Genomic DNA, 20,789 nt, shown 5'->3' on the forward strand with positions numbered 1-20,789 from the left:
CTTGTGTCTTGGGAGTACTTCGATGACAACATTAAGTTCCAAAACGGCGGCGCCAAGCTCGGTGTCAGGGTGGCGCTCCCCACAAGCTAAGCGCGCCTTTCTGACGGTGTTGGGTTGGTCGGTAGCGTTGGTGATCTTCTTTCCGATTTTCTGGATGATCCTCACCGGCTTTAAAACCGAATCAGCGGCGATTGCTGATCCCACACTGATTTTTTCGCCCACTCTAGAGAGCTACCAAGAGGTACAGGAGCGCTCGGGCTACGCACGTTTTGCGCTTAACAGCGTCGCGGTGGCGTTTGGCTCTACGTTTTTAGCGCTACTCCTTGCGATTCCGGCGGCCTACGCCATGGCCTTTTTACCCACTAAGCGTACCAAGGGCACGCTGCTATGGATGCTCTCGACCAAAATGCTGCCCTCGGTGGGCGTGCTGGTGCCGATATATCTGATCTTCCGCGACGTTGGCCTGCTCGATACCCGCACCGGGTTGATCATTATTTATACGCTCATGAACCTGCCGATTGTGGTGTGGATGCTCTACACCTTCTTTAAAGACATGCCCAAAGACATTCTTGAAGCAGGGCGTATGGACGGTGCCTCTACGCTGCAGGAAGTGTTCTATCTACTGCTGCCGTTAACGCTGCCAGGCATCGCGTCGACGGGCCTGCTATCGGTGATTTTGAGTTGGAACGAGGCGTTCTGGAGTCTCAATCTAACGACCTCAAATGCTGCGCCGTTAACCGCCTATATCGCCTCATTCTCAAGTCCTGAGGGGCTGTTCTGGGCCAAACTGTCCGCCGCATCCACCATGGCGATTGCGCCCATTTTGATACTCGGTTGGATGACGCAAAAACAAATGGTACGTGGCCTGACCTTTGGTGCCGTCAAGTAAAGGATCTTCCTCATGGCAACACTACAACTGCACAACATTACTAAGCGCTTTGGCGACACCGAGGTGATCAAAGGCATCGACCTTGAGGTGAACGACCGCGAATTTGTCGTCTTCGTTGGCCCTTCAGGGTGCGGTAAATCCACCCTGATGCGCATGATCGCTGGGTTGGAGAGCGCAACCGACGGCGATATTTTGATCGACGGCCAGCGTATCAATGACGTCGGCCCCGCGGACCGCGGCCTTGCCATGGTATTTCAGAGCTATGCGCTTTACCCGCATATGACGGTAGAGGGAAACATGGGCTTCAGCATGCGCCTGGCCGGTGTACCCAAAGAGGAACGGCGCGCCAAGGTGCTGGAAGCGGCCAAAATTCTTCAGCTTGAACCGCTACTGGATCGCAAGCCCAAAGCGCTCTCCGGCGGTCAACGCCAGCGTGTGGCGATTGGTCGTGCGATTGTGCGTAACCCTAGCATCTTCCTGTTTGACGAGCCGCTCTCCAACCTGGATGCCGCTCTACGTGTACAGATGCGCATCGAGCTGGCGCGCCTGCATGATGAGTTGGATGCCACCATGATCTACGTTACCCACGACCAGATCGAAGCGATGACCATGGCGGATAAAATCGTCGTGCTCCACGACGGCGTGGTGGAGCAAGTAGGGTCGCCCATGGCGCTCTACCATCATCCATGCAATCGCTTTGTAGCAGGCTTTATCGGCTCACCGAAAATGAATTTCCTGCCGGTAACGCTGACCGGCGTAACGCCGGACGGGGTGGCGATTCGCTTGCCCGGCGGCGGCGAGCGCAGCGTGCCCGTCGACGGGCAGCATCTGGAGCCTAACGCCACTCTTGAGCTGGGCGTTCGCCCTGAGCATCTGGTGCTCGATGAACAGGGGCCGTTGAGCGGTGACATCAAGGTGCTGGAGCGGCTCGGCGGCCAAACCTCGCTCTACGTTCAGATGGATGATGAGCTAATCACTATCATGGCCGATGGCGACGTGGCCTACCGGGTCAACGATACTGTGCATTTCGGCTTTGCTCCCGAGCGTGCTCATCTGTTTGATGCAGGCGGGCTGGCCTTGCCGAGCTTGCAACAGCATCCCCTGGCGGGGCTGACTCGCCATGATAATCGCGCGCCGGGTTCGCCTACTGAGGAGCCTGCATGAGGACACTGATCTTTGACTGCGATGGCGTGTTGGTTGATAGCGAAGCCATCGCTGAAGGCACGCTGATGGAGTACCTCTGCCGCTGGCTGCCCGATCTGAATATCGATCAAGAGCTTGGCCAAGCCTTGGGGATGACCACTGAGGATATCCTGCATCATCTTGAAGCGTTAAGTGCCCACACGTTGCCTTTGGACGCTACTGAGCAGGTAGATACCGCTATCGAGGCCCGCTTGGCGCGGGAACTTAAAGCCATAGACGGTGCCGATAGGGCGATTCGTGGTATTACCCTGGAAAAGGCGGTGGTCTCCAACAGTCGACGCAGCCGGGTATTGGCGTCGCTGGCGAGTACTGGGTTATCCGATGCGTTCGGTGAAGTGCCTATTTTTACCGCTGAACAGGTGGCTCACCCCAAGCCGGATCCTGCGCTCTATCGATTGGCGGCCTCCCACTTAGGCCAAGTGCCCCGGGACTGCCTCGTAGTAGAAGATAGTGTGGCCGGGGTGACGGCCGCCCATGCTGCGGGTATGTGCGTGATTGGGTTTGTTGGTGCCAGCCACGTGGATACTGATCAAGCGGCACGCCTTACTCAAGTCGGCGCCTGGCGTATTTTAGAGCATATGCACGGCCTGGAAGCCTTGGTGGACGAGTGGCAAGCCAGGGCTTCCAGCTGTTCGCCTTAACGAGAATATGACGATGAAACTAACCAACAAAATTGCGGTGATTACCGGTGGCGCGCGGGGCATCGGCTTGGCCATTGCTCAACGCTACTTAAGCGAAGGTGCCAGTGTTGTCGTGGCGGATATCGATCGTGGCGCAATCGATGCTGCACTAGCGATACTTGAGCAGCAGGCGCCTGCCGAAAAGGTGATGGGAGTCGAGCTGAATGTCTGCGATCAGGCATCGATCGATGCCGTGGTTAACGTCGTAACCGATCGCTTCGGCGGCATCGATATTTTGGTCAATAACGCAGCCATCTTTGATATGGCGCCCGTGCTTGAAGTGACCGAGGCGAGCTTCGACAAGCAGTTCTCGGTCAATACCAAGGGTATGTTTTTTACGCTGCAGGCGGTTGCCCGTTCCATGGTAGCCCGTAGCCAAGGCGGGAAAATTATCAATATAGCCTCCCAGGCAGGTCGTCGTGGTGAAGCCCTGGTGAGCGTGTACTGCGCCAGCAAGGCGGCGGTCATCAGCCTCACTCAATCCTGCGGGTTGGATCTAATCAAACACGGTATCAACGTCAACGGCATTGCCCCCGGCGTGGTGGACACGCCGATGTGGGAGGAAGTCGACGCACTGTTCGCCCGTTACGAGAACCGTCCACTAGGTGAAAAGAAACGCCTGGTAGGTGAAGCGGTTCCCTTCGGGCGCATGGGCCTACCGGAAGATCACACCGGCGCGGCGGTGTTCTTGGCCAGCCAGGACAGCGATTACGTGGTCGCCCAGACGCTGAATGTCGATGGCGGCAACTGGATGAGCTGAGGTGGCCATGACGCCTGATCTTGATGCCTTAGCACAACAGATTATTCGCGCCGCCGAAGGTGCATCGCGCTACTTGGTAGCGCTGGCAGGGCCGCCAGGGGCGGGGAAATCCTATCGCAGCGCCCAGCTCTGCGATGCCATTCATCAGCGCTTGCCGGGCCAAGCCGGGCTGGTGCCCATGGACGGCTACCACTTCGATAACGCCGTGCTGGGCGATCAGCAGGTGCCGGTAAAAGGCGCGCCCCACACTTTCGATGTGGAGGGGCTGCGCTGCGACCTTGAGCGCATCCGCCAAGCAATTCACCCGGTCGCGGTCCCTGTCTTTGATCGCCCCCTGGATCTTGCTCGTGCCGGTGGGCGGTTGATCACCCTTGAACAGCGCATCGTGATTGTCGAGGGCAACTACCTGCTGCTGGATCGCTCTCCCTGGCGCGAACTGCGCCCGCTATTTGATTGGACGCTATTTCTAGATGTCAACGACGACGTGCTGGTTGAGCGACTGACCAATCGCTGGCTTGAGATGGGCCAGGATCACGGCGGGGCGTTGGAGCGTACCCACCACAAAGACATGCTCAACGCTCAACTGGTTAAACGCTGCTGCTTGCCGCCCGACCAGCGCTGGCGATAGGGCACTGCTCGCGCAATCGTCGCACCATTACTCATTTTAATTATTCCATCGTGCCAAGTAGGCCTTGGCTGGAGAGCTCCCATGACCCGACTTAACAATCACAACCTGGGCAATCTAACCGCCGATGTTGCCGTGCCTCATTATGACCGCAAGGCGCTCACCCCCGGCATTGTGCATATCGGGGTAGGCGGCTTTCACCGTGCCCATCAGGCGATGTATCTGGATGCGCTGATGAACCAGGGCGAGGCGCTGGATTGGGGGATTGTTGGCGTGGGCGTAATGCCTGGCGACAAACGCATGCAGCAGGCGCTGGCAGCGCAGGATTATCTCTACACCCTGGTGGTGAAACACCCTGATGGCCAGTACGATCCCAGGGTCATTGGCAGTATGGTGAATTACCTATTTGCACCGGAAGAGACCGAGGCAGTTATCGAGCAAATGGCTGATCCGGCGATTCGTATCGTGTCGCTAACAGTGACTGAAGGTGGCTACAATTTTCACCCCGTGAGTGGCGAGTTCGACCTCGATAATCCACAGGTGCGCGCCGATCTAGCCAGCCCGACTCAGCCCACCACCAGCTTTGGGCTGGTGGTGGAAGCGCTGGTCCGCCGCCGCGCGCGAGGCATTGCGCCCTTTACCGTTATGTCTTGCGATAATATTCAAGGTAACGGCGATGTCGCAAAATGCATGTTTGGCGCCTACGCCCAGGCGAGGGACGCCGAATTAGGCGCCTGGCTTGCCAGCGAGGTGGCGTTTCCCAACGCCATGGTGGATCGCATTACCCCGGTGACGTCATCTACAGATATTGATGAACTCAATCAGCGCTTTGGCGTAGAAGACGCTTGGCCTGTGGTATGCGAACCGTTCACCCAATGGGTGTTGGAAGACCACTTCCCCCTTGGCCGCCCGGCGTTTGAAAAGGTCGGCGTGCAGGTGGTGGAGGATGTTGAACCCTACGAATTGATGAAGCTGCGGCTGCTCAACGCCAGCCACCAGGCGCTGACCTATTTTGGTTATTTAGCTGGATACCGCTACGCCCACGAGGTGTGCCAAGATCCGCTATTCGTTGATTTTCTACTGGGCTATATGCGCGAAGAGGGCACCCCCACCCTGGCGCCGGTGCCGGGTGTTGATCTCGAAACCTACCGGTTAACGCTGATCGAGCGCTTCGCCAACCCGCAAATCAAAGATACCTTGGCACGGCTCTGCGCCGAGAGCTCAGATCGTATTCCTAAGTGGTTGGTGCCGGTGATTCGCCAGCAGTTGGCTCAGGGCGGAGAGATAGAGCGCAGTGCCGCCGTGGTAGCCAGCTGGGCGCGCTACGCTGAGGGGGTGGACGAGCAGGGCGAGCCGATTGAGATTGTCGATCGTTTGAAGGCACCGCTGATGGCCATTGCCGCTGAGAACCGCCAACGGCCCACGGCCTTTATCGAAAACCGCGAGCTGTTTGGCGACTTGATCGACAGCACCCGCTTTGTTGAAGCCTACTTAGCTGCCCTAAGTTCACTGCACGAACGTGGCGCACGCGCTACGCTAGAGGATCTGGCGTTGTCCAAAGGAACAGTGTGATGTATATCGGGGTAGATTGCGGTACCCAAAGTACCAAGGTAGTGGTGGTAGACGTTGAGCGAGGCAAGATCCTGTCGGAAGCAAGCCGCCCCCATCGCTTGGAAGAGGGCGAGAATGGCCGCCGTGAGCAGGCACCAGCCGAGTGGTTGACTGCCTTAAAAGAGGCATTTTTTGCCGCGTTGGACAAAGCTGGTGTCTCAGCCAGCCAAGTGCGCGGTATTGGCGTGTCCGGCCAGCAGCACGGCATGGTGGCCCTGGATGCGGAGGGGGCACCGGTCTACCCTGCCAAGCTGTGGTGCGATACCGAAACCAGCGCACAGAATGCCGATTTGGTTGCTCGCCTGGGCGGCGAGGCAGGCTGTCTGGAGAAGCTGGGGCTGGTACTGCAGACGGGTTATACCGCCTCCAAGGTTGCCTGGCTGCGGGAACAGCACCCGAATGCGTACCACCGCATCGAGAGCCTGTTGCTACCCCACGATTACCTCAATTTCTGGCTTACCGGCGAGCGTGTCACCGAAGCGGGCGATGCCTCGGGTACTGGCTACTTCGACACACGCAAGCGTTGTTGGCAAATGCAGGTATTTGCGGAAATAGCCCCTGAGCTAGACCCGGCACGAGTGCTGCCCCGCGTGTTGGAAGCCCATGAGCGCGTAGGCGTGGTGCGCCCGTTAGTGGCACGTGAGTTGGGCCTTGGTGATCAGGTTGTCGTCTCTTCGGGTGGCGGCGACAACATGTTGGGCGCCATTGGCACCGGTAATATTACGCCAGGGTTGATCACGCTGAGTTTAGGCACCTCCGGCACCGTTTGCGCTTATTCGGCGACACCTATTGAGTGTGATAACGCCATGGTTGCCAACTTCTGCTCCAGCACCGGTGGCTGGCTGCCATTGATCTGCACCATGAACGTCACCTCAGCCACTACGCGGGTGCGCGAACTATTTGACTTAGACCTCACCGCGTTTGGCGAAAAAGTGGCCAGCGCTCCCATCGGCGCGGAAGGCGTTACTGTGCTGCCGTTTTTCAATGGCGAGCGGGTGCCGATGTTGCCCAACGCCTCGGCGGACTTTCTTGGCCTGACCAGTTTGAATACCACCCAGGCTAATTTATGCCGTGCCGTGGTGGAGGGGGCCACTTTCGGGCTACGCTATGGGCTAGAATTGCTGGGTGATTTAACCGCCGGGGCTAGCCAGATTCGTCTGATCGGCGGCGGCGCTAATAGCCCCGTGTGGCGGCAGATGGTGGCGGACATTACCGGTACCCAGGTGATTTGCCCCGAGATTACCGACGCGGCCGCCCTGGGCGCCGCGATACAGGCGGCCTGGTGCGACCAGCATGCAGAAGGCGTTACGCTGGAAGCGCTGTGTGAAAAATTAGTCCACCTGGATGCCCAGTCACTAGCTGACCCCCATCCTGATCGTGTGGCCGCGTACCAACCGATTTATGCACGCTATTGCGCATCACTTGAACAACGCCATGGCGTCGCTGAAAAGCATATCAAGGAGATTTTATGACCAGCCAGCTGCAACAGTTAAAGCAACATTCGCTTGTCGTCGCCGACACCGGTGATCTTGACGCTATCCGCCGTTATCAGCCCCAGGATGCCACGACTAACCCTTCACTGTTGCTCAAGGCGTTTAGCTTGTCCGGTTATCAAACGCTGATCGACGAAGAACTGAGCAGCGTAAAAGCTTTTGGCGGTAGCCGCGAAGAGCAGGTCAAGCACGCCGTTGATCGCCTGGCGGTGGCCATGGGCAGTAAGATTTCGGCGGTTGTACCGGGTCGAGTGTCCACCGAAGTGGCTGCTCGTTTGTCATTTGATACCCAGGCCAGCATTGCCAAGGCCCATGAGTTAATCGAGCTATACGATGCCCGTGGCGTGTCGCGGGATCGCGTGTTGATCAAGCTGGCATCTACCTGGGAAGGCATTCGTGCCGCCGAGGTGCTCGAGCGTGAGGGCATTCAGTGCAACCTGACGCTGCTGTTTAGCGATGCCCAGGCCCAGGCCTGCTTTGATGCGGGGGTGTTTCTAATCTCACCCTTCGTTGGCCGGGTGACCGATTGGTACAAAAAAGAGACAGGCAAGGACTACACGCCGGAAAACGACCCGGGCGTTAAGTTTGTGCAGGGCGTTTGTCAGCGTGCTAACCAGGGCGGCTATGACACCGTGGTCATGGGCGCAAGCTTCCGTAATACCGGGCAGGTGCTTGCATTGGCAGGCTGTCCACGTCTGACCATTTCGCCAGCGTTACTGGAAGAGTTGGATGCCACTGAAGGCAGCGTTGATGCGCAAATCCAAGCGGGCGAAGGCAGTGGAAAACCTACCGAGCCGCTTAGCGAAGCTGTCTTCCGCTGGGAGCACAATCAAGACGCCATGGCCAACGATAAACTGGCCGATGGCATCCGCCGCTTCCATGACGACCAGCTTGAGTTAGAGAGCCTTATCGATAAGCGGTTAGGCTGATATATAAAGCGAGCCCATGGCTTCAGTGCGTCGGGGCTAGGGTAAACCCTAGCCCCGACGCCGTTTTACATTTGGGTACAGGGAGAAAACCTCATGGATGCCACTCTGATCCAGCTGTTGGAATCTATCGACTTAACCCCCGCAGGCGGTTTGCAGTCGCTCAGTGGGGGTGACATTGCTGCTGTATACCGCCTAGAGACCCGCCAGGGACCGGTGGTGATTAAACATGACGATGCGGCGCGGCTGCGTGGCGAAGCCGAAGGGCTGCGTGCGTTGCAAGGCGCGTGTTCGCCGCTGGTAGTGCCAGAGGTATTAGGTTTGGCAGAAGGCTGGCTGGTCATCGAGTCGTTGGACACCGTGCCTGCTGGGCCGAATAGCGAAGCAGCGCTTGGCGAAGGGCTGCGCGGTTTGCACAGCGTGATTGGCGATGCCCACGGCTGGCATCAGGATAACGCTTGTGGGCTTACGCCCCAGCCGAACGCCCCGCTCAGTGACGGAAGGGCCTTTCAGCGCGAGCGCCGCTTACTTCCCCTTTGTGAAGCGTGCCACCAACGTGGGTTGTTGGACGGTGAGCTGCGTGGCCGTATCGAACGCTTGGCCTACGATTTGGAGCGTTGGCTGCCCGATGCACCGCCCAGCTTGCTGCACGGTGATTTGTGGTCAGGGAATGTGCTCTTCACTACAAAGGGGCCAGCGATCATCGATCCAGCGGTGTATCGCCACTACGCGGAAGTGGACGTGGCGATGCTGACGCTATTTGGCTCGCCGGGGGAGGTGTTTTTTGACGCCTACTGGAACGGCGACGCCCCGACCGACTGGCCGAGGCGTGAAGCGCTGTTTCAGCTTTACCCGTTGTTGAATCACCTGCTGCTGTTCGGCGCCGGTTACCGTTCTGCGGTTGAACGCAGCGTGGCGAGGGTCGAGTCCTTCGCTTGAGTTTTACCAAGACTTATAGGGCAAAAACTTACCATTTAATGTTAGCAAAACTCGGTCGCCTTTGGGGTCTTCGATTTTGTCGACTTCCATGGTGAAGTCGATGGCGCTCATGATGCCGTCGCCGAACTTCTCTTGCACAACGTCCTTCAAGGTTTCCCCATAAACGCCGACCACTTCATACAGGCGGTAAATGAAGGGGTCCTGGGGAATTGCTTCGTCCCAGGCCTTGGTGGGAAACGCCACTAACGCTTCGGCGACATCGCTCTCCACGCCCAACGTATCGCATATCTGTTGAGCAACGTCTTTGCTTGCGCTATTCATGCCGTAGCAGGCGGAGGCGACCCATACCGGCGACATGCCGACCGCTTTGCCAATATCGTCCCAGCTCATCTTTTTACGCGCTTTAGCGGCGAGCAGGGTATGACGCATTTCGAGCTTATCCATGATGGTTCTCCTCTAGAGTGAAGGGCGTTTGACGCCCTTTTTGGCCTATTAGGCTTGATATCAAGACAGCACTTTTTTGGCTTGGGTACGGACGTGGGTGGTATAGAGAACCAGCCCAACCAGTGTCAGACCGCCCACCAGGTTGCCCAGTACCGTGGGGATTTCGTTCCACATAATGTATTGATACAAGGTGAAATCAGCACCCATCATGAGACCAATCGGGAACAAGAACATGTTGACCACGGAGTGCTCAAAACCGAGATAGAAAAACACAATAATCGGCATCCACATGGCCATGATTTTGCCGGACACCGTTGTGGAGATGGCAGCGCCAACCACGCCCATGGATACCATCCAGTTGCAGAACATCCCTCTCAGGAAGAGCACGACCCAACCGGCAATGCCAGCATCCTGGTAACCCACGGTGCGGCTTTCACCGACGGCCATTATTGTTTGACCAACAGCGTTGATCTCCTGGGTACCGCCCATGGTGAAGTTCAGGTAGCCGAAGGTGGCAATAAACAGGGCACCCGCAAGGTTGCCAAGCCCCACCAGCGCCCAGCACTTCAGCATTCGCGGCAGTGTCACACCGGGTCTTTTGTCGAGCCATGCAATAGGCACGAGCATAAATACCCCGGTGAGCAGGTCATAGCCCATCAGGTAGAGCATGACGAAGCCTACGGGAAAGAGCAGTGCCCCAATCAAAAAGTGGCCGGTTTGCGTCGCAATGGTGATGGCAAAAATAACCGCCAACGCAAGGGTGGCCCCAGCCATAAAGGCGCGGATAAGCGTATCCCGGGTGCCCATATAGACTTTTGACTCACCCTGATCCACCAACTTGGTGACAAATTCACTGGGCATTAGATAAGACATAAGCATGTCTCCTGTGTCATTTCGGTTAATTAACGCCTAACCCAAGAGTTTTAGAGTTTCCTGCTAGGAGCAATAAATAGGAGCAATAAAACCGATGGCTGCGCCGTCCTGGTGCAAAAAAGATTAAGCGTGTGGCGCTATCGCACTATCCCTGTTTGTATTGCGATATGTGTGCCAACTCTTGGTTGTATTTATTAACCTTTTGTTTTTATTTGATTAATTGATTTTTTTGTCTGTTGTTTTGGATCGCTAGAATAGTTACGAAAAACCGTAAATAACGATATTTCGTTGTTTTATTAACGAAAACTCGTAACTGGCGTGGGAATTGAATGGTCATTAGTGAAGATCACCTTGAACCGTGAGGTAGTAGCTAATGCTTATGCAGGAACCCACACACGCCACATCCTCTGCACTAATGGGCGGCTACTCACCGCTGGCGATGATTGTGATCGATCCCTTTACCGATCAGCTATTGGCTGCCAATCCGGCTGGCTGCGAACTGCTATGTATTGATCGGACATGTATTGAGCACGACATGCCTCTAGCGGCCCCATTCAGCCACCGCTTGAGTGCTTCACTGCCGCTATGGGTCAGCTTTACCGATGAGACGCTGGTTCAAAAAACCGCCTGGTCGGATGACTTGGTAATACTCGACATGCAGCGCCAGCCTTACCGGGTAGAGGTTTATGCCCAGTGTATTGAAGATTCTGAACAGCTGTTATTAACGCTGATCGATCGTAATAAAGCCGAGCAGCGGCGGGCCAAGGCAGAGCTTGGTCGCCAACATCGTCAGGGGGAGGTGGGCTGGCAGCGTGTCGAACAGGTATTCGAGCGCATTGAGAAACAGAATCAACTGATCCTTAGCGCGGCGGGCGAGGGCATTTATGGCCTGGATGCCGAGGGTAAAACCACCTTTGTTAATCCCGCCGCCGAGCGCATTTTAGGCTGGAGTACCGAGGACATGGTGGGTCACGACGCGCATCTTATGTTCCATCATACCCACGCCGATGGCGGCCACTTTCCGGTGCAACAGTGTCCGATTCACGCCTCATTTAGTGATGGCCAAGTCCATCACGTCGATAACGAAGTGTTTTGGCATAAAAACGGCGAAGCGATCCCGGTCGAGTACACCAGTACACCGATTTTTGAGATGGGCCGTTTGGTCGGGGCGGTGGTGTTATTTCGTGACATTCGAGAGCGTAAACGCGCCGAGCAGCAGCTGCGCGATGCGCTGGCTGAAGTGGAGACGCTTAAGCAGCGCTTAGAGCTAGAGAACGAATACCTGCAAGAAGAGATAAAAGCCGAGCTCAATCACCGCGATATCGTCGGTAATAGCCCGGCGGTAGCAAAACTGATTAAACAGATAGAGATGGTCGCGCCCACCAGTGCCAACGTACTGATTAGCGGTGAATCCGGCACCGGCAAAGAGCTGATCGCCCGCGCCATTCATGCTGGCAGCACGCGCAGCGATCGGCCGCTGATCCGCGTGAACTGCGCGGCTATACCGCGGGATCTTTTCGAGAGCGAGTTTTTCGGACATGTAAAAGGCGCTTTTACCGGTGCCGTGCAGGATCGCCCCGGGCGTTTTGAGCTGGCCCACGGCGGGACGCTGTTTTTAGATGAGGTGGGTGAAATCCCTTTGGAGCTGCAAAGTAAGCTGCTGCGGGTGTTGCAAGACCAGCAGTTTGAACGGGTGGGGGACAACCGCACCAGAGAAGTGGATGTGCGGGTTATTGCCGCCACTAACCGTGAACTGCGCGAGATGATCGACGAGGGGAGTTTTCGCGAAGACCTCTACTTTCGACTCAACGTTTTCCCAATTGATTCAGTGCCGTTGCGTCAACGTATTGAGGACGTGCCGCTGTTGGCCCGTCACTTTTTACAGAGTGCCTGCCTGAAGTTTAATAAACCCGGCGTACGCATTCCCCCCGCCCAGTTAGAGATACTCCAGCGCTACCCATGGCCGGGCAATATACGGGAGCTAGAGAACATTATTGAGCGCCAAGTGATCGTGACGCAGGACCGGCGCTTGATGTTTGATGACCTGCTGCTGGGTGAGCCGCCGCGCTCGCTAGGCCGCACTAAACCGGTGCTCTCACCGGCGCACTCTAGTGAGCAACAGAGTGGCACCCAGCTGCTTACCGAGCATGCGCTTAACCAGCGCCAACGTGAAAGCACGCTTGCTGCTTTAGCCCAAGCGGGAGGAAAAGTCTCGGGAGTGGGAGGTGCAGCCGAATTGCTGGGCATTAAGCCCACTACGCTGTCCTCACGGCTGCATAAATGGGGTATCGATTCGCGTGAATTTCGTAAAAGGAAGGCGCATTCCTCGTCAACCCCGCATGCTTTGGACTAAGGTAAGCTGGATGCGACTTGACAATAAGCTGTACACACAATTTTAGATTGTTCAAGGCTAGCATACATACATGAATGTAACTATAATGCTCATCTTTCTGAATGGCTCTGTGCTTTAAGTGATTAAGCCGATAATTGCTTGAGTGCGTGCGCCATCCTGACGCTGATACCTAGAGGCAATCCCATGCGACTGGCACACTGGGCAGTCAATGCCCCTTTACGTCCCTTACTGTTAGCGGTATTCACAGCTTCTTTTGTGTTGCCTGCTCAAGCTGCCGACCTGATCACGATTACCCGTGATGCGTTAGCCAATAACGCTGCCTTGGCCTCGGCGCGCTCCGAATATTTGGCCGTCGAAGCCGGCAGAGATATCGCAAGGAGTGGATTGCTTCCCCAAATCAACGCGACGGGTAATGTGGCTCACAACCAGCAGTACGAAAGTCAGTCGTCGTCTCGCGTGGGCACCGGTACCGGCGGTGGGACGGGTAATCTTAGTAGCACAAGCGATGATCGTTACAACACCCTATCGCTCTCCTTGGAAGCCACCCAAGCGCTCTATGATGAAGTCACTCGCAGAGAAGTCACCCAGGCCGAACGTCAGATTGATCAGCAGGTGTATCTGCTAGCAGCCACCGAGCAGCAGCTACTGATCGACACCGCCAGCGCCTACTTCGACATCCTGCGTGCTCATGAAGTGCTTGAGGCACGCTTTGCTCAGGAGCGGGCGATTGGCCGCCAGCTCGAGCAGGCAGGCGAGCAGTTTGAAGTCGGTTTGATTGCGATTACCGAAGTCGAAGAAGCGCGCGCGACGTTTGACCAGTCGCGGGCTGATCGCATTGCCGCTGAAAGTAACCTGCAAGTGGCGTTTGAAGCATTGGAACAGCTAACCGGCCAGCGTTATGCCAGCATTGAAGCACTCGGCGACAGCATGCCCATTGCGCTTCCTGAGCCAAGCAGCCGCGATTACTGGGTTGAGCAAGCGCTTGAGCTTAATCCCCAAGTTCTCGCCCAACAGGCAGGCATCGAAGTCTCCCGTAGCGGTGTTGAGATTGCGCGCGCGGGTGGTTTGCCCACGCTTCAGGCCTTTGGCAACTATCAATATGGCGACAGTGATATTGATAACACCACCGGGAATGACTCCTCTAGCCAAGTCGGCCTAAAAGCCAATGTGCCGATCTACACCGGCGGTCGCACCAGCGCGAGCATTCGCCAGGGCACCTATCAGTTGGAAAGCAGCCAGTATGATTTCGAGTCTCAGCGACGCTCGTCGATTCAACAAGTCCGCTCGCTGTACACCCAGGTGAGCAACGATGTGGAAACCGTCGAAGCCCGTCAGCAGGCGATCGTCTCGAACCAGAGTGCGCTCGAAGCGACCCGCGCCGGTTACGAGGTTGGTACCCGCAACATTGTTGATGTGTTGAACGCTGAGCAGAACCTCTACAACGCTATCGCCAACTACGCTGAAGCGCGCTACGACTATGTGGTGAATTTGCTCTCGCTGCGTCAGCAGGCAGGCCGTCTGGACGTTGAAGCCATTGAGGAAGTCAACGCGTGGCTAACCGGCGACGAGGTGAACTTCACCTTGCCAGAAAGTGGCGGCAACGACCGCTACGAGCGTGGTCTCGACATCGGTGCTCCTCCCCAGCCAGTCATGTAATTGCTCGCCGATGGGGAATGATCCAGGTGCACACGTGCCACTTGTCGACTTTAAAAAAGATACATGGGAACTCAACGTATGAAGAAAGTGATTCACTCAAAACGAGCGAGTCTAGTGACGCTGATAGCCGCGCTGGCACTCGCGGCTTGTGGTCAAGAGCAAGCAGAGGAGCCCCAGCAAGCTGCCCAACAAGAATCCCCGCCCCATAAGGTCGAAGTGGCTGAAATGGCGCGTCAGGATATACCACTGGATAAATCCTACCCCTCCTTACTCCGCAGTGATGATGAAGTCACCCTGGTTGCCCGTGTAAACGGTTTTCTGGAGGAGCGTCACTTCGAGCCCGGCCAACTGGTGGAAGAGGGCGATAGCCTGTACACCATTGAGCCAGACCTTTATCAGGCAACCGTTAATCAGCGTGAAGCTGACTTGCAAAGCGCCCGCGCTGAGCTGTCTCGCGCCCAGCGCGATGCCCAACGTTTCCAGCAGCTGTTAAGCCAGAACTCGGTTAGCCGTCAGCAGTATGATCAGGCGTTGGCCGATCAACGGGTAGCCCAAGCGAGCGTTGCCCAAGCAGAGGCTGCCTTAACCAGCGCTAACCTGGACTTAGGCTATTCGCAGGTGACCGCCCCTGTTTCGGGCATGATTGGTTTGAGCCAAGTCAACGTCGGTAATTTGGTTACTTCCGGCACGGAGCTGGCCACCATCACGCCCTTAGACCCGCTGGAAGTACGCTTCCAACTGCCTCAGCGCGACGCTTTTGAGCTGCGCCGCCAGTTGAGTGAGAGCGGTGAAGCGTCGGATATTCGTGCACTGTTGAGTATTCCAGGTGTGAGCGGCGGCAGCGATTCCGAATTGGAAGGGCGTTTAGACTTCCTGGGTTCCAGTGTGGATCAAGGCACTAGCACCGTTCAGGCATCCGCAACGTTTGAAAACCCGGATGCTAGCGTACTGCCCGGCCAATTTGTGCGTGTGCGTATTGAAGGTTTAAAGCGCTTTGATGTGATGGCGGTGCCAGAAATCGCTGTGACCCAAGGTTTAATGGGTCCGCAAGTGTATGTGCTTGATGAAGAGAATAAGGCCCGCGAACAGACGATCTCTTTAGGTGAAGTGGCGGGCCCCTGGCAGTTGATTCGTGAGGGCATCGAGCCGGGTGATCGCGTTGTTGTCGGCGACCCTGCCGGTTTATCACCCGGTATGGCGATCGACCCCCAGCCATTTAGTGGTGACGCGGAGGCGGTGGTCGAAGAGGCCGAGCAAGACGTGGCCGAGCAAGAAAAAGCGCAAGAGATGGAAGCGGGGGCAGCCGATGGTCAGCCCGCTGAAGGGGAAGAGGGTGCGCAATAATGAACTTCTCTAACTTCTTCATCAGCCGCCCGATATTTGCCACGGTGTTGGCAGTTATCGTGACGCTGGTGGGTGTTATGTCGATGCGGATACTGCCTATTGAGCAGTACCCCAGCGTTGTACCGCCGACGGTTTCCGTTCAGGCGCAATTCCCCGGCGCGGATGCGGAGACTGTTGCACAGACCGTGGCGGCACCCATCGCAGAAGCGATTAACGGCGTGGAGGACATGCTTTACATGACCTCCAACAGTTCTGATAACGGCACCATGAGTTTAAGCGTGGCATTCAATATCGGCACCAGTGGCGATATTAATACCATTAACGTGAATAACCGTGTTCAGGGGGCGCTCTCGCAGCTACCTGAAGCCGTGCAGTCGCAAGGCGTCACTGTTGAACTCCGCTCCGACTCTATTTTGATGTTTATCGCGTTGACCTCGCCGAGCGGTGACTACGACAAAATTTTCATGCAGAACTATGCCACCTTGAACGTGCTTGATGAACTGCGTCAGGTACCTGGGGTGGGTAATGCAGAGGTGTTGGGTGGTGGTGAGTTCGCCATGCGCATCTGGATGGACCCGGATAAATTAGCTCAGTACGACCTGACGCCTAGCGAAGTGGCGAGTGCGATTAGAGCGCAAAATACTGAGATTCCGGCCGGTAACTTGGCATCGACGCCGCAAAGTGACCCGCGCGCCTACACCTATACGATTACCGCTGGAGGTCGCCTTAATAATGTCGACGACTTCCGGAATATCTACCTGCGCACCAATAGCGACGGCTCTTCGCTTCGCCTGGATGACATTGCACGCATTGAGCTTGGGGCCTCTTCTTACGGTGTCGACGCACGTTTGAACGGCTCAAGCATGGCGCCGATCATTATTAATCAACAACCTGGTGCCAATGCGCTGGAAACTGCTCAGGGTGTGCACACTGCGATGGAAGATTTGTCCACTCGCTTCCCGCCCGGGCTTGAGTATGTGGCGCCTTACGATACAACGCTGTTTATTGATGCATCGGTAGAAACGGTTATAAAAACGTTTATTGAAGCTTTTCTGATCGTTATCGTCATTCTGTTTATCTTTCTACAGAATTGGCGCTTTACCGTGATTGCCATGTCGGTCGTGCCCGTCGCGGTGGTGGGCACGTTTGCAGGCTTCTACGTATTTGGCTTTTCGATCAACCTGCTGACGCTGTTTGCGTTGGTGCTCTCAATCGGGATCGTCGTCGATGATGCGATTCTGGTGGTGGAGAACGTCGAGCGCGTGCTGAGTGAAGAGGAAGATATCAGCGTGCGCGACGCCACTATCCGGGCGATGAAAGAAGTTGGCGGGCCAGTGATTGCGACCTCGCTGATTATGGCCGCAGTGTTTGTACCAGTGGCTTTCCTGGGCGGCTTTACCGGGCAAATTTACCAGCAGTTTGCGATAACCGTAGCGATCTCGGTGGCGCTCTCAGCGGTCATGGCGTTGACCTTTACACCTGCCCTATCGGCGATCTTTATTAAACATAAAATCGCTGGCGCCGGGCAGTCCAAGTTTAAGCGCGCTTTAAACACACCGTTCCGCCTGTTTGATCGCATGTTCGCGGGTATTACCGCCGCTTACATGTGGGTCGTTAAAGCCTTGGTGCGCTTTTGGGTGTTGGCGCTGGCACTCACGGTGCTGACGGGAGTGGGTTCGTACTGGCTTTACGTTAATACACCCTCAACGTTGGTACCTGAAACGGATCAGGGGGTTGTGTTGGTAAGCGTGTCGTTGCCGGATGCAGCGTCGCTTGACCGTACTCAACGCTATATGGCGAAACTCAGTGCGGCGATTGAAGATATTCCCGGGGTGGAATACTCCTCAGCGGTGGCGGGGTATGACATTCTTTCAAGCGCCGTGAATACTGCTCGCGGGGTAATGTTTATCAATCTTAGCCCTTGGTCTGAGCGTGAACTGACAGCTACCGGACTGGTCGGGCGTATTATGGGGCTAGGCGCAAGTATTGATGGTGGCTCTGCCATGGCCTTTAATTTGCCGCCCATCATGGGGCTTTCGACTACCGGCGGGTTTACCGGTTACCTTCAGTCTTTTGACGGGGCGTCGACACGCGAGCTCTATCAGGCTTCGTTGCAAATAATGCAAAAGGCTAACCAGCATCCTGCCTTGAACCGGGTCTTTAGCACCTTCAACGTAAACGTGCCGTCATATCGCGCCAATATCGACCAACAGAAAGCGTTGAGTTATGGCGTGGCGCTGGAGAATATTAACTCGGCCTTAGGCAATACGTTTGGTAATGGTTTTGTGAACTACTTTAGCTATCAAAACCGCAACTTCCAGGTGTATCTGCAAAACGAAGACGAATTCCGTAAAACACCGGAAGACGTCAGCAGCGTCTATGTCCGCGGCGGCAACGGCGAACGCATTCCGCTTTCCGAGTTTGTCGAGCTTGAGCGCCAAACCGGCCCGGCGGTAGTGTCGCGGTTTGGGGTTTACGCCGGTGCTCAGTTCCAGGGTCAGCCTGCGGCTGGCTACAGTTCTGCCCAAGCCATTGAAGCGATGGAAGGAATCGTACAAGAGACGCTAGGCTCTGATTGGGGCATGGGCTGGACCGGCACGGCTTATCAAGAGTCCAACATGGGCAGCGCCGCAACGCTGGCTATCGTCTTTGGGCTGTTGATGGTCTTCCTGATTCTGGCGGCTCAGTATGAGAGTTGGTCATTGCCGCTGGCGGTACTCACCGCAACACCCTTTGCGTTTCTGGGTGGTATTGGCGGTATCGCTTTGCGCGGGCTGGACACCAGTGTGTACGTGCAGATTGGTATGCTGGTGGTGGTCGGGCTTGCGGCGAAAAACGCGATCCTGATCGTCGAGTTCGCCGAACTGCAGCGTAAAGAGCAGGGTAAAACCATTCGTGAGGCGGCGATTACTGCAGCAGAGCTGCGTTTCCGTCCCATTGTAATGACCTCCTTGGCGTTTATCTTCGGTACCTTGCCGTTGGCCTTGGCGACCGGCGCCAGCGACGTGAGCAGCCACCACATAGGTACCACGGTGGCCATGGGTATGTTCTCCGTGGCGACCTTGGGAAGTCTGTTTATTCCCAGCTTCTACGCCATGATTGCGACAGCCTCTGATTGGTTGAGTCGCAAAATGAAGGGGGAAAAGCATCCTTCCAACAAGCCAGCGCTGGAGCATGACCACTAAGGTGTAGCCCCTGGCGGGTAAACCAACGTGCAAAGAGATGGGTGTCACCTTCGGGGGCACCCTTTTTTTGTCGTGATGACCTAAGGAAAAGTGAAAGTGGCGCTGAAAAGCCAATGTCGACTAAGCTGAAAAGAACAATACATCTCTGGCTAAGTACCGGGGGAGGAGAACGCCATGAACGAGCTACTGCACGCAGTGACACAATTCCCGAGCATTGTGTTTACGTTTCTACTCGGGCTATTAGCGCTCTACTGGCTATTAGTGATTATCCGTGTAGCCCCCTTAGAACTGTTTGAGCACGACAGCTTAAAAGAGGACCATCTGGCAAGCACGCTAGTCTCGTTAGGCTTTGCGGGCGTACCCGCATCACTGGCATTAACGGTCATTCTGACGATTGCTGCGGCTCTCACACTCGCGATCGAACTGCTGGTGTTGCGCTGGCTGCCACTGGGTCTAATACGCATCCCGGTCGGCGTGGTGGTGCTCTGGGCCACGCTGGTGATTGCCTCGCCCTTGGCTGCTGGGTTGTGCCACGCGTTACACCGTGGACTGCATCGCTATCGCCCCTTTACCCGGCGGTGTTTGCTGGGCCAAACGGTGGTGGTAACCGAGCGCCAGGATGATGGCGAGCAGGCTTATGCGGTGATTGATAATGAGCCCAATAGCACGGTGAAGCTGCTCAGCAAGCGCAATGCGCTGCCTGCACAGGGCGAGCGCCGGGTCCTAGTGAAGTACTTACCCGGCGAAGGGGCTTATCGCAGTGTGTCAGAGCAAGAGTACCTTGAGGCACGCATTCGCTTGAGTCGGCTACGGCTAAGCAAAAAGCGTCACCATGCTAGCCACTACTCGACCACTCACTAAGGCGTGAGGTTACTTCCACCAGCGCCGCCATAGCTGCGCTAGCCACTGTACTGCGCGCTGCCAGCCTGTGACATTTTGCATTTTATTCGCCGGGACTGGGCGAGGGGCTGGGAGGTTTAAAAAATCGTGTATGGGATCAACCTGTGAAGGTTTATCCAGCATGGGCGCGTGGCCGCAGTGTGGCACCGTAAGCATCACAAGCTTAGGCTGTACTTCGGCCATCCGCGGCAGTGTTTCCGGGTCTAATAGCGCCGACTCCTCACCACGAATAACCATCGTCGGACAGAGAATGTTGGCCCAGTCGGCCCACATGTCGCGCGGCGTATCGTGCACGAACTGCTCGCCAATGCGTGGATCAAAGTGATACGTCCAACTGCCATCCGGTAACCGGCGGGCGCTGTTGAGCGCTAGTTCGCGCCGAGCCGTTTCACCGGTAATACCGAAGCTGGCGTAGTGATGGTTGAGCTCTCTTTGGAGTTCGCTAAAGGTAGAAAAACGGTGGGCCACGCCGAAATAGCTCGAGAGACCAATAAGGCCCTGCGTGTTCAACTCGGGGCCCACATCGTTAAGAATCAGCCGGGAAATACGCCCACTGTGCTGGGGATCGGCGGCGATCAGCATGCCTAACAGGCCACCCATCGAGGTGCCTAGCCAATCGACGTAATCGAGTTCAAAGTGATCGAGTAGCGCGATCGCAACGGTAACGTAATGGCTATAAAGGTAATCATTAGCTGGGAATAACGACCAGCTCGATAATCCGCGTCCAGGGGTGTCGGGGGCGAGAATTCGCCATTCGCTGCCGAGTTCACGGGCCAGCGCACTAAAGTCGCCGCCGTGACGGGCAAGCCCGTGCCAAGCGATAAGCGTGCGGGGGGCGGAAGGGTTCCAGATGCGTACGGCGACTTCTAGTTCGCGTACGCGGACAAATTCCAGGGCATCCATAGTGT

At 56.2% G+C, this 20,789-nt stretch carries 17 protein-coding genes; 14 read left to right on the forward strand and 3 right to left on the reverse strand.

Annotated features, from left to right (window positions below; all coding sequences use genetic code 11):
• Positions 1–22: 22 nt before the first annotated feature.
• The 9 genes from AC5TBW_RS04920 to AC5TBW_RS04960 all read left to right on the forward strand — a co-directional run bounded on the left by AC5TBW_RS04920 (position 23) and on the right by AC5TBW_RS04960 (position 9,126).
• Positions 23–889 carry a carbohydrate ABC transporter permease gene (locus AC5TBW_RS04920; RefSeq protein WP_495511001.1) on the forward strand — a complete coding sequence of 289 codons (867 nt, stop codon included), beginning with the start codon at positions 23–25 and terminating at the stop codon, positions 887–889.
• Positions 890–901: 12 nt separating this feature from the next.
• The gene (locus AC5TBW_RS04925; RefSeq protein ID WP_495511002.1) at positions 902–2,053 is read left to right on the forward strand and encodes an ABC transporter ATP-binding protein; all 1,152 of its coding nucleotides are present in this window, start codon (positions 902–904) and stop codon (positions 2,051–2,053) included.
• Entirely contained in the window at positions 2,050–2,733 is a 684-nt protein-coding gene (locus AC5TBW_RS04930; RefSeq protein WP_495511003.1) for an HAD family hydrolase, read from the forward strand. The genes AC5TBW_RS04925 and AC5TBW_RS04930 overlap by 4 nt, the downstream gene beginning before the upstream one ends.
• Positions 2,734–2,746: 13 nt before the next feature.
• A complete protein-coding gene (locus tag AC5TBW_RS04935) occupies positions 2,747–3,532 on the forward strand; it encodes an L-iditol 2-dehydrogenase (protein ID WP_495511004.1) in 786 nt (261 codons plus the stop codon).
• Between the two features lie 7 nt (positions 3,533–3,539).
• Positions 3,540–4,160 (forward strand): nucleoside/nucleotide kinase family protein, encoded by a 621-nt coding sequence (locus AC5TBW_RS04940; RefSeq protein WP_495511005.1) that lies wholly within the window; start codon positions 3,540–3,542, stop codon positions 4,158–4,160.
• A gap of 81 nt (positions 4,161–4,241) precedes the next feature.
• The gene (locus AC5TBW_RS04945) at positions 4,242–5,729 is read left to right on the forward strand and encodes a mannitol dehydrogenase family protein (protein WP_495511006.1); all 1,488 of its coding nucleotides are present in this window, start codon (positions 4,242–4,244) and stop codon (positions 5,727–5,729) included.
• Positions 5,729–7,240 (forward strand): xylulokinase, encoded by a 1,512-nt coding sequence (gene xylB, locus AC5TBW_RS04950; RefSeq protein WP_495511007.1) that lies wholly within the window; start codon positions 5,729–5,731, stop codon positions 7,238–7,240. Before AC5TBW_RS04945 ends, xylB begins: the two co-directional genes overlap by 1 nt.
• Positions 7,237–8,190 carry a transaldolase gene (tal, locus tag AC5TBW_RS04955; RefSeq protein WP_495511008.1) on the forward strand — a complete coding sequence of 318 codons (954 nt, stop codon included), beginning with the start codon at positions 7,237–7,239 and terminating at the stop codon, positions 8,188–8,190. Before xylB ends, tal begins: the two co-directional genes overlap by 4 nt.
• 93 nt (positions 8,191–8,283) lie before the next feature.
• Positions 8,284–9,126: a fructosamine kinase family protein gene (locus AC5TBW_RS04960; protein WP_495511009.1), complete on the forward strand. Its 843-nt coding sequence runs from the start codon at positions 8,284–8,286 to the stop codon at positions 9,124–9,126.
• A gap of 3 nt (positions 9,127–9,129) precedes the next feature.
• On the opposite strand, the gene cynS is transcribed toward AC5TBW_RS04960, so the two are convergent.
• Together cynS and AC5TBW_RS04970 are read right to left on the reverse strand one after the other, a co-directional pair.
• The gene (gene cynS, locus AC5TBW_RS04965; RefSeq protein WP_280106115.1) at positions 9,130–9,570 is read right to left on the reverse strand and encodes a cyanase; all 441 of its coding nucleotides are present in this window, start codon (positions 9,568–9,570) and stop codon (positions 9,130–9,132) included.
• Between the two features lie 60 nt (positions 9,571–9,630).
• Positions 9,631–10,443 carry a formate/nitrite transporter family protein gene (locus AC5TBW_RS04970; protein ID WP_495511010.1) on the reverse strand — a complete coding sequence of 271 codons (813 nt, stop codon included), beginning with the start codon at positions 10,441–10,443 and terminating at the stop codon, positions 9,631–9,633.
• A 373-nt stretch (positions 10,444–10,816) separates the two neighbouring features.
• Here AC5TBW_RS04970 and AC5TBW_RS04975 point away from each other — a divergent pair, with 373 nt between their 5' ends.
• The 5 genes from AC5TBW_RS04975 (at position 10,817) to AC5TBW_RS04995 (ending at position 19,842) form a co-directional block, all read left to right on the forward strand.
• Positions 10,817–12,796: a sigma-54 interaction domain-containing protein gene (locus AC5TBW_RS04975; RefSeq protein WP_495511011.1), complete on the forward strand. Its 1,980-nt coding sequence runs from the start codon at positions 10,817–10,819 to the stop codon at positions 12,794–12,796.
• Between the two features lie 183 nt (positions 12,797–12,979).
• Positions 12,980–14,452 (forward strand): TolC family outer membrane protein, encoded by a 1,473-nt coding sequence (locus AC5TBW_RS04980; protein ID WP_495511012.1) that lies wholly within the window; start codon positions 12,980–12,982, stop codon positions 14,450–14,452.
• 78 nt (positions 14,453–14,530) lie between these two features.
• Positions 14,531–15,796: an efflux RND transporter periplasmic adaptor subunit gene (locus AC5TBW_RS04985; protein ID WP_495511013.1), complete on the forward strand. Its 1,266-nt coding sequence runs from the start codon at positions 14,531–14,533 to the stop codon at positions 15,794–15,796.
• Positions 15,796–18,981: an efflux RND transporter permease subunit gene (locus AC5TBW_RS04990; protein ID WP_495511014.1), complete on the forward strand. Its 3,186-nt coding sequence runs from the start codon at positions 15,796–15,798 to the stop codon at positions 18,979–18,981. Before AC5TBW_RS04985 ends, AC5TBW_RS04990 begins: the two co-directional genes overlap by 1 nt.
• A 174-nt stretch (positions 18,982–19,155) precedes the next feature.
• Positions 19,156–19,842 carry a hypothetical protein gene (locus AC5TBW_RS04995; RefSeq protein WP_495511015.1) on the forward strand — a complete coding sequence of 229 codons (687 nt, stop codon included), beginning with the start codon at positions 19,156–19,158 and terminating at the stop codon, positions 19,840–19,842.
• Positions 19,843–19,851: 9 nt separating this feature from the next.
• On the opposite strand, the gene AC5TBW_RS05000 is transcribed toward AC5TBW_RS04995, so the two are convergent.
• On the reverse strand, positions 19,852–20,784 hold the full coding sequence (locus AC5TBW_RS05000; RefSeq protein WP_495511016.1) for an alpha/beta fold hydrolase: 933 nt from the start codon (positions 20,782–20,784) through the stop codon (positions 19,852–19,854).
• Positions 20,785–20,789 lie beyond the last annotated feature (5 nt).

The sequence above is a fragment of the Vreelandella sp. ssv genome (assembly GCF_059448525.1).

Coding starts and splice junctions, on each gene's coding strand:
- tal (WP_495511008.1), top strand. CDS start 7,237: ATGACCAGCCAGCTGCAACAGTTAAAGCAACATTCGCTTGTCGTCGCC.
- cynS (WP_280106115.1), bottom strand. CDS start 9,570: ATGGATAAGCTCGAAATGCGTCATACCCTGCTCGCCGCTAAAGCGCGT.
- AC5TBW_RS04975 (WP_495511011.1), top strand. CDS start 10,817: ATGCTTATGCAGGAACCCACACACGCCACATCCTCTGCACTAATGGGC.
- AC5TBW_RS04925 (WP_495511002.1), top strand. CDS start 902: ATGGCAACACTACAACTGCACAACATTACTAAGCGCTTTGGCGACACC.
- AC5TBW_RS04985 (WP_495511013.1), top strand. CDS start 14,531: ATGAAGAAAGTGATTCACTCAAAACGAGCGAGTCTAGTGACGCTGATA.
- AC5TBW_RS05000 (WP_495511016.1), bottom strand. CDS start 20,784: ATGGATGCCCTGGAATTTGTCCGCGTACGCGAACTAGAAGTCGCCGTA.
- xylB (WP_495511007.1), top strand. CDS start 5,729: ATGTATATCGGGGTAGATTGCGGTACCCAAAGTACCAAGGTAGTGGTG.
- AC5TBW_RS04945 (WP_495511006.1), top strand. CDS start 4,242: ATGACCCGACTTAACAATCACAACCTGGGCAATCTAACCGCCGATGTT.
- AC5TBW_RS04940 (WP_495511005.1), top strand. CDS start 3,540: ATGACGCCTGATCTTGATGCCTTAGCACAACAGATTATTCGCGCCGCC.
- AC5TBW_RS04990 (WP_495511014.1), top strand. CDS start 15,796: ATGAACTTCTCTAACTTCTTCATCAGCCGCCCGATATTTGCCACGGTG.
- AC5TBW_RS04960 (WP_495511009.1), top strand. CDS start 8,284: ATGGATGCCACTCTGATCCAGCTGTTGGAATCTATCGACTTAACCCCC.
- AC5TBW_RS04935 (WP_495511004.1), top strand. CDS start 2,747: ATGAAACTAACCAACAAAATTGCGGTGATTACCGGTGGCGCGCGGGGC.
- AC5TBW_RS04970 (WP_495511010.1), bottom strand. CDS start 10,443: ATGTCTTATCTAATGCCCAGTGAATTTGTCACCAAGTTGGTGGATCAG.
- AC5TBW_RS04920 (WP_495511001.1), top strand. CDS start 23: ATGACAACATTAAGTTCCAAAACGGCGGCGCCAAGCTCGGTGTCAGGG.
- AC5TBW_RS04995 (WP_495511015.1), top strand. CDS start 19,156: ATGAACGAGCTACTGCACGCAGTGACACAATTCCCGAGCATTGTGTTT.
- AC5TBW_RS04980 (WP_495511012.1), top strand. CDS start 12,980: ATGCGACTGGCACACTGGGCAGTCAATGCCCCTTTACGTCCCTTACTG.
- AC5TBW_RS04930 (WP_495511003.1), top strand. CDS start 2,050: ATGAGGACACTGATCTTTGACTGCGATGGCGTGTTGGTTGATAGCGAA.